The following is a 7,790-nucleotide window of genomic DNA, read 5'->3' on the forward strand; positions in this document are numbered from 1 at the left end:
CCCCTGATTCTAGTCCGCCGCGTCACAGCGGCCCGCTTGAGCATCTCGGCTCCGCGTCCATTGCGGACGTTCCGGTATGAGGATCACGTATTGATTGGGAGACAAGTGAGGAGCTATCGCGCTGCCTCTCGGATTAGCGGCGCGAGGGTGCGGGCAAAGGTCCGCTGCGAAAAATCCGGCCGAAGGACTCGATGACAGCGGAAATCCTTCAGGCAGACGCTCATTTGGCAGATGGTTTCCAGCGTCATGTGTCTGGCGCGCTGCACGGCCCATTCGTCGTTCTGTTCGAGCAGGATCGCGCCAATCAGGCGGACGATGGCGTCATCATTTGGGAAGATGCCGACGACCTCGGTGCGCCGTTTGATCTCGTCGTTGAGGCTCTCGATCGGGTTGGATCGAGTGCAGCTTGGCGCGGTGCTCCTTGGGGAAAGTCATTTAGGCAAGCATGTCGGGCTCGGCGTCGTCCATGATGGTGGCGAGCTTCGGGACCTTGGGCCGGATCTGATCAGCCACGGCGCGCCATTGCGTGCTCGCGACCTCGGGCGTTTCCTGGGCGAAGGCGCTGGCGATGAAAGCGGAAACGACGCGGCGCCCTTGCCGGCATGGGCCAGCACGTTCCTCATGAAGTGGACGTCACGCCGTAGAAAAACCGCAGCGCGCACACACCGTCTGGTTCAGCGCCGGCCACGAGACTCCCGCCGAAACCAGATGGACCTGGGAGGCGCGGACGTCCTCCAGGCCGAGCCGGTCCGGTGAGCGGTCGAAATAGCGCGAAAATTGGTCACCGCGTGCAGGATCGCTGGGTAGCCGGCGACAGATTGCGGATCGTCATGTCCTCGATCATTCGTCGGCGAAGAGGGCTCAACTCGGCCATCTCAAACTCCTGTTCTCAAGATTGCGCTTCAACAGCCGCAATCTTTCAAATCAGAAGCGTCATCCGCAAACCTACGCACCAAATGACGCGTCAGCGGCTTCGTTCAATCCGGAGTCTTCTCCACGGGCGCGCGCAGGTTCATCATGTCATCGGGTCATCGATGGTTCCTTCGAATCCGGTTGTGTCAGCAAACCCCACTTTACCGGCGAACTTTCGATGACCAACGCAAAGCCACTCGCTAACAGCGCCATCGAGGGCGCGCTCGCGAGCGGCTTCGGTACCGCCGAGCTACACCACCTGCAGGGATGCGACCGCTCGTTCTTAACTCCCGTCGCCGAATGGGATTAGTTGCGCAGCATATTCATCCGGCGTGGGAGGATCACATGCCGATCCACCGAAAAGCCGAAGAGGCGGGCGTGTTCTATCCATCTGAACTAGCGCTGCTGGGCCGCGTGTTCGACCGGCTCAAGTCCGACGCTCTATCTGAACAGCGACGCGAAGCGCTGGCGTCCCGGATCATTGCAAATTACATAGCCGGACTAGTGGACGAGGAAGAACTTCTGTCGAGGCTTCCCGGCAGGCGCTTGGACGGTCCTGAGCGAATCCCCTGGCTAGAATTGGTCCGAAAGCGTACAATAGCAAATCGTTAGCAACACAACATGGCCGCTGCGCTTGGGGGCGACTATCGCACTCTTGGGCCCGACACCAGGCACAAGGTAATGGCGGAAGAACAAGCACGGCCCGGCCTGAAACCTGAAATCGTCAGCGAACTCGCGCGAGAGTCAGGCGCATCCGAACATCAGATACGCGAGATAGTGTCGCTGGTCGGCTTCGATCGCGGCTCAATCCTGAGGGAAGCTCGTCTCCTCAAAAACAACAGGTAGGGCCGGCGCTTTGCACGGCGTCGGCGGCATCATCGTCGAGACCCGGCCTACGTCAGCCCACCGCGCGAACGCAGCACGTTCTGACACGCCGCAGGATCGGCATTTCCAAGGCCGCCGAGGCCGAATGGCGGTTCGGCTGCGCGGCTCGGAATATTTAAGTCGCAGGTTTTAATCCTGCGCGTCGCGCCGCTGAGAACAACTCTCGATAGCGCTGATCGAAGCTGTTCGCGCCGGATTGGAACCCCCGGGCCGCCTTCAACGTTGTTTGGCATGGCTGACGATCGCGCAAATCATCTGCTGGGCGTTGCAACCACCGCAAAGATCGGCAGCCATCCGATTCACCCCATGCTCATCCCTTTCCCGATCGCATTGCTCGTGTCGGTATTCCTGTCGGATTTAGTGTTCTGGTCGACCGGCAATGCATTCTGGGCCGAAGCATCCTTCTGGCTGCTCGGCTTTGCCCTTTTGATGAGCGCTGCCGCGGCGCTGGCCGGCTTTGCCGATTTTCTTGGAAATTCAAGGGTGCGGTCCATCAATGCCGCGTGGCACCATATGGTCGGCAACGTCGTGGCCGTGGTGCTGGCGCTGGCCAGCTTCATCCTGCGCCTAAGTGCCGGTGCCGCCGAGGGCGCCTTGCCCTGGGGCCTGGCGCTGTCCACGATTGTCGTTCTGCTACTCCTTTATACCGGCTGGAAAGGCGGAACGCTTGTCTACGAGCACAGGGTAGGGATGCATCCCGAACAAGGTGAGGAGCTCAACTCTCGCTCGGAACGATCCCGATAGGGTTTTGACGAATGGCCGACGTGCTGGGAGCCGTCGTGGTGGTCACCGGCGCCTCCAGCGGCATCGGCAGAGCGACCGTTCTGGGTTTTGCGCGCAGGGCGCACGGCTGGTGCTGGTCTCAAGAAACGCGGACGCACTCGACAAGGTCGCCAAGGAGTGTGCCGGCTTGGGCGGTGAGGCGCTGACCTTTGCCGCGGATATGGCGGGCGATGCGGCCGTGGAGCGAATGCGCAGCTTTGCCGTGTCGCGTTTCGGCAGGATCGACGTGTGGGTGAATTGCGCCGCTTTTCGGCCGATTCGAGGAAATGCCGCCGCATGTGTGATCAGGACGTTTCTGGTGGATGACGCCGGTACTGAACAAAGGCTGTGACGAGTCCGATGCGGTGAGTGGAAGAGGCCCGCCGGCTTACCCAGCCGCCTTGGGGTGCAACCTGTAGTGAATGGACCAGACGACGATCTTGCCGTCCTGAATGACGAAACTGTCGGCGCCCTCAGCGGTCGAACCTGGACGAAGTTGCCGAGCAGATCAGCAGTGTATAGGGACCGCGGACCTGTTTTGCGATGTAGTTGAACTCACCTCGACGCAACTGCTCGCGGAAGCCAAGCGGATATCGACGCTGCCTGAAAACTTACGCGCAAGCGCTCCACACTTTCGTGGCGGCGCCTTGTCGATCGCCCAGAGCAAGCCAAGCACCCCTTCTCTATCCTATAGTATTCGTCTTCGCCTATTGCTCCGGAACGGCAGAGGTTCGCGGACGATTTCGTGCTGCTTCGGCAATTTCCGGGATGTATTTCGTCGCGGTGCAGCTTCGGTTCACATTGGAGCGTGCGTCGAATACCTCTTTCTCGCAGACCCGCTTGGCGAGCTCGATAGGCACATGAATTGCCAGAGGCACTTCCACCTCGGAAATTCCAAGCTCCCGTGCGATCTGCTGTTTCACTTCGTGCCTGCCAAGCGAAACGTCGACGCCGACATCCTCGGCATCTTCGGTTGTCGATGATGCGCCTTGCCCCGGAGGATCTTGCTGCTCGGTCTGAGCAAATGACTGCACGGCAAAGAGTTGCAACGCGAACACGGCGAGGGGCAAAACTGATTGGAATACTCTCATGCCTGGCTCCTGCAGGTGCCTTTAGCAACGGCAAAGTATGTAAACCGTTCCAGAGGCGGGGATGGCGCGCTCAGCGGCAGTCGAGGCGGGTTTTTCTGCGCTCAACGATGCGGAGCTGATCGATCGCAGTACCCGCGGGAGAACCAGACCGTGCTTTGCCAGAGCGCGACGCGGCCTCAGATTAATGTGACGACGCAGACATTCTGTTGGGTTACACCCGAAGATGCTTCAATCCTCCGCGAAGGCCGCCTCATCGGCTGGTGGAGAGCCCTCTTTGTTCACTGCGCTATGCGCCGCGCCAGGAATCTAGGCATTGCTGAACTGCCCAGACACCCGACACGAGAAGTATGCAAATTGGTGGAAAATTCCCGGAAGCGGCTCATTTTCGACAATCGCCAGCACCCCATCAGCTGACCGTGCCAATCGGAGTCACTCCCGAACATGAGCTACTCGAAGCAGCCGGCATCTTTGCGAAGGGCAGGGAGGAAGGCGGAATTAGCAGAGCTCGGCCAGAGTACAGGCTAAATGAGATCGACTGGTCGTCGTCGAGGCCGTCGAAGTCAACGGGCTGGGCCAAGCGGACACGACTGGCGAAGAGATCGTGCCCAGCAGAGCGTGAGGGATCGCGACGCCACGACCGATGCCCGTCGAGCCGAGACACTCGCGGTCGAACCGACCACGGAGAACCATCTGCTCATCAAAGCCCAGTTGTCCGCGCAATCCTAATCGCGATTTTTGTCAAGGCTGATTGCTTTCCTTTACTCGCAAGGTCAAACGAAATGTCCTTTTCTGACAAGATGGGGCAGATCATCAGAGTTAACCTCAATGTGGATCCCAAACGGGATCGCAAAGGGGCGTGCAGCCGCACTGCTTAGGCAGCGCAGAATTCACCGTCGGATAAGTGGGTCCTGGCTGTCCCGGACGCAAAGCCAGGGCCTTCTCGCGTCCGGACCAATGGCCCGGTTTGAGGCGTTTAGGCTCTCGGGGGAGAAGGCGTATTTCCGGCTTCAAGTGGGGCGCCTCTTCAGTGTTAGCGAGGCCGGCATGACTCACATCAGGTCTTCAACCATGCGCGCAACTTTCCCCAGACCTGCGCTGGTCCCTCTTGTTCTAAGGAGTCCCTGTTCAGCCGCGGCCGCCTTGAAGGCCTCGAACGCAGCTTGCTGGCTGCAATGCCCGGCGAGGGATTCCTCGACCATTCGGATCGCGTTGAGGCGCCCCGGCTTTCCCATTCTAGGCCATGGTTGCTGAAGCACCTTCATTGCGTCGGCTATGGACGCGACCACCGTCAGGTTGCGATTGAGGCAGATTGTAATTGGACTGAAGGCCCGCATCTTGTCGCTCCCCACGATTGAACGCGGCTAAACGCGAAGACAATGGCAGTGGTTGCATGCATTTGGATTACTGCGAATTCAAAGAACCGCTGGCCGACGCGATTGAGGCTGAGCAGGCTCTCCTTGGGCCCGGCACTCACATCCCGTGGCCGAACAACAGGACCCGGCCCGCAAAAGCATCTGCGCACTCGAAGCCGCGAACTATTTTCGAGCTCGTCACGCCACTTTCCCGACGGCTTCTCTAGCACACCGCGACGAATTCGGCGGCTGTGAGGGCGGAGACATGCGTGGTGTCGGACATGCTCTAAGCGGCGTGATAGGGCACCGCCCCCCCGGCTCAGCGGATGTCTGCCGCGTGAGATCGATGAGGATAAAGCCGGCCGCAACGATCAACCCCGACAACGTTGTCCGATGTAGGGGTTCGAATCGCTCTTGCGCTATCGGCATACAGCGCGTCGATCGAAAGCTCCTCTGAGCGCGGCCGCAGCTCCCTTCAGGCAAGATGCGCGAGCAGGCGGATATTTATCTATCTGACCGAAGCAAACAGAGGCAAGGCTGCCCCACTGAAAGCACAAGCAAGCGCAAAGGCTCCTGGACTGATGCTCGGCTGGCGGCAATTTGATCGCCAGCCGAGTGATTTTGGCCGGTGGTCGGGGGAGATCAGCCAGCCACACGCTGGTGATTCCAACCTGAGCCGATGTGCCAATCAGCAACCTTCGTCGGTCTTTTTCACCTGGCCCGGCGCGGCGGTCTTGGCTGTCGTGTCCTGCTGACCTGGCGCCGCCTGCTGAGCGCTGCCAGTCTGCTGGCCGGGCGCGCAGTCTCTGGCCGAGTTCGAATTTGTGGTGCCGCTGGTGGTGGTCGTGTCGGTGCCTTGATCGCCGGACATGTTGGTGCCGCTGCTCGTCGTGCCGGTGCCCTGATCCGTCGTGCTGGGTATGGTTGTCGTGGTCGAGGTGCCGGTCATCGAGGTTCCGCTCGTCGACGTTCCGCTCGAAGTTCCACTGGTCGTCTGGGCAACGGAAAGCCCGGCCGACACCGCCAGCACGGCCGAAGCCAAAAGGATGCGTTTCATCTTCTTTCTCCTGTCTGAATGCGCGGGATGCGCCTGGCAAATCGAACAGGCAGACAGAAGGAGTGTTCCCCGATGAAGTTCAACTTTTGTAACTCTGGTCCTAGGTCAGCCTCAGGATGACGGGCGTATATTAGAGGCCTCTTGAAGAAGACACTGCCCGCTCCAGACTCAATCCAAGGCTCGCGAAATGGGCATTGGTGACCAGGTGGCGATTGCTGCCACGGTTCGAAGGCGGATAACAGAGGACTGCGTAAGCCGTCTCTATCCCAGGTGGCGACTTCCCACATCCATCATCGACCACACCAAGGTGAACCGAAGCCGGCAAATCGACCTGAAAGGCGAGGTCACGCGCATCGACGAGGACACTGTGACGATCGACCTCGGGCCATTGGTCTGGGTCGACCGTGAGAAGGTCCGGTCTTGGTGCAGAAGTATCGGCCGCCAAAACGACGAAAGGCACTTGCAGATGCCGCGGATTAGAACAGACAACATCGCAACAGGCTATGAGGGCAGGCCGCATGACGGGCCAGTCGAGGACGAGTCGAAGCACTTTGTCTGCTGCCCAGTCTGCGGCCAAACGTTCGACGCGCGCGATCTTGGACAGGTCTTCCACCACGCTGAGCCGCAGCACGAGCCGCTTCCGGTCGAGCAATAGTCCAGCAGTTGAGCTCCGGCGGCAGACCGACCCTGAAACCCTTCAGCGCGCTAGCGGCGTTGGAGTCGGAGAAAATGTATGAGGTCAATACCAATTCAACTTCTTGCGATGGAATTTTCCCTTTTGAGACAGGCACGCCCCGAGGTATGGAATGATCGCCATGACCGTCCTCGCCCACAGCATTACCAACGACATTAAAGGATCGTAGAGAGTCGTCTTCGTGCGTGACGAACTGTATTTGTATGCATCTGGATACCGAGTTCAGTCAGCTAGAGGCTCGTATGCAGGATGTATTGCGTGCACCGAACCTTCCCCGCGCGCCGGTGTTCCACCTGGATCGCAAAAAAGTCCCGCCGCACTGCCAGAACGGCGGGACCGATCAAGCGCTTTGCACCAGGCGGGGGATGCGGGGGTGGGCTTTGCGAGGCGCGCGCGGACCGAAAGCGAACCTAGAGCAACAGCGGCAACGCATCCTTCAACCCCCGGTTGGAGCGACAGGACGATTGAGCCATCGGAAGGTCAGGTCATCCCGGGTCCCTATCGCTCGCAACCAGATGGTAGCGGAAATTGTTGCGGATATGGTCGTTGAAATAGCGGCCCTTGGCGAACGCCGCCCGGAACGCGGCAAAGGTTTCCGGCGGCACTTCCTCAAACTCGTAGCGTTTGCCGCTGGCCACGAACCAGACCGAGAGGATTCTTGTGTGGGGATCGTATTCCGTTTTGCGTATCGATGTGGAGGGCATGACGGCGGCGCGAGTCGAAAAGCAATCAACGAGCGGAAAGGCCGCCGCGTTCCTTGTGACTATGGTGGTGCGGTGAGGCACGAGGCTCAATGCGGAGCGCCAGCGGTCGCGATCGGGCCGTTTTCCTTGCGCCGACCCTCGCGATCTTGGTCTTCCCCACGCATCGCTGCGGGATTTTCGCAAGGTGAATTGAGACCCGCCAAGACACTGATCCTCTGGGACTGTCAGGGCTGTTCGACGCATTCTATTCCGGAACAATGTCTTCTTCTGAAAGTTTTTCCTTAAATAGCAAAGGAGATTCGAAATGTCAGAAAGCCGGGAATGGTTTGTCCA

The 7,790-nt window shown here is 59.5% G+C and carries 8 protein-coding genes and 2 pseudogenes; 4 read left to right on the forward strand and 6 right to left on the reverse strand.

The genetic code is table 11. The features are described 5' to 3' along the window. Positions 1-221 precede the first annotated feature (221 nt). Positions 222-641, reverse strand: a pseudogene (locus NKH67_RS33445) (transposase); the annotation flags it as partial. Further along, positions 632-874: pseudogene (locus tag NKH67_RS33450) on the reverse strand (phage integrase N-terminal SAM-like domain-containing protein); the annotation flags it as partial. The pseudogenes NKH67_RS33445 and NKH67_RS33450, both read right to left, overlap by 10 nt. Before the next feature lie 659 nt (positions 875-1,533). Between NKH67_RS33450 and NKH67_RS33455 the strand changes: the two are divergent. From NKH67_RS33455 to NKH67_RS33465, 3 genes are all read left to right on the forward strand, one after another. Then, positions 1,534-1,758, forward strand: coding sequence for a hypothetical protein (locus NKH67_RS33455; protein ID WP_353032989.1), 225 nt, complete (start codon positions 1,534-1,536; stop codon positions 1,756-1,758). Positions 1,759-2,028: 270 nt separating this feature from the next. Then, positions 2,029-2,541 carry a DUF2231 domain-containing protein gene (locus tag NKH67_RS33460; protein ID WP_352833042.1) on the forward strand — a complete coding sequence of 171 codons (513 nt, stop codon included), beginning with the start codon at positions 2,029-2,031 and terminating at the stop codon, positions 2,539-2,541. A gap of 109 nt (positions 2,542-2,650) precedes the next feature. Further along, positions 2,651-2,911, forward strand: coding sequence for an SDR family NAD(P)-dependent oxidoreductase (locus NKH67_RS33465; RefSeq protein WP_353032999.1), 261 nt, complete (start codon positions 2,651-2,653; stop codon positions 2,909-2,911). A 355-nt stretch (positions 2,912-3,266) separates the two neighbouring features. Here the strand turns inward: NKH67_RS33465 and NKH67_RS33470 are convergent, their stop codons facing one another. The 3 genes from NKH67_RS33470 to NKH67_RS33480 all read right to left on the reverse strand — a co-directional run bounded on the left by NKH67_RS33470 (position 3,267) and on the right by NKH67_RS33480 (position 6,059). Continuing rightward, positions 3,267-3,650 carry a hypothetical protein gene (locus NKH67_RS33470; RefSeq protein WP_353032991.1) on the reverse strand — a complete coding sequence of 128 codons (384 nt, stop codon included), beginning with the start codon at positions 3,648-3,650 and terminating at the stop codon, positions 3,267-3,269. Positions 3,651-4,699: 1,049 nt separating this feature from the next. After that, positions 4,700-4,984, reverse strand: coding sequence for a DUF982 domain-containing protein (locus tag NKH67_RS33475; protein ID WP_352502896.1), 285 nt, complete (start codon positions 4,982-4,984; stop codon positions 4,700-4,702). Between the two features lie 706 nt (positions 4,985-5,690). After that, positions 5,691-6,059: a hypothetical protein gene (locus NKH67_RS33480; protein WP_353032993.1), complete on the reverse strand. Its 369-nt coding sequence runs from the start codon at positions 6,057-6,059 to the stop codon at positions 5,691-5,693. Between the two features lie 187 nt (positions 6,060-6,246). Between NKH67_RS33480 and NKH67_RS33485 the strand changes: the two genes are divergently transcribed. Next, the gene (locus tag NKH67_RS33485) at positions 6,247-6,714 is read left to right on the forward strand and encodes a hypothetical protein (RefSeq protein ID WP_353032995.1); all 468 of its coding nucleotides are present in this window, start codon (positions 6,247-6,249) and stop codon (positions 6,712-6,714) included. A 524-nt stretch (positions 6,715-7,238) separates the two neighbouring features. On the opposite strand, the gene NKH67_RS33490 is transcribed toward NKH67_RS33485, so the two are convergent. After that, on the reverse strand, positions 7,239-7,790 hold a 552-nt coding region (locus tag NKH67_RS33490; protein WP_353032997.1), incomplete at its 5' end, for a KTSC domain-containing protein.

Origin of the sequence: Mesorhizobium sp. M0968 (genome assembly GCF_040319065.1) — a bacterium.
In the GTDB taxonomy this organism is placed as follows: domain Bacteria; phylum Pseudomonadota; class Alphaproteobacteria; order Rhizobiales; family Rhizobiaceae; genus Mesorhizobium.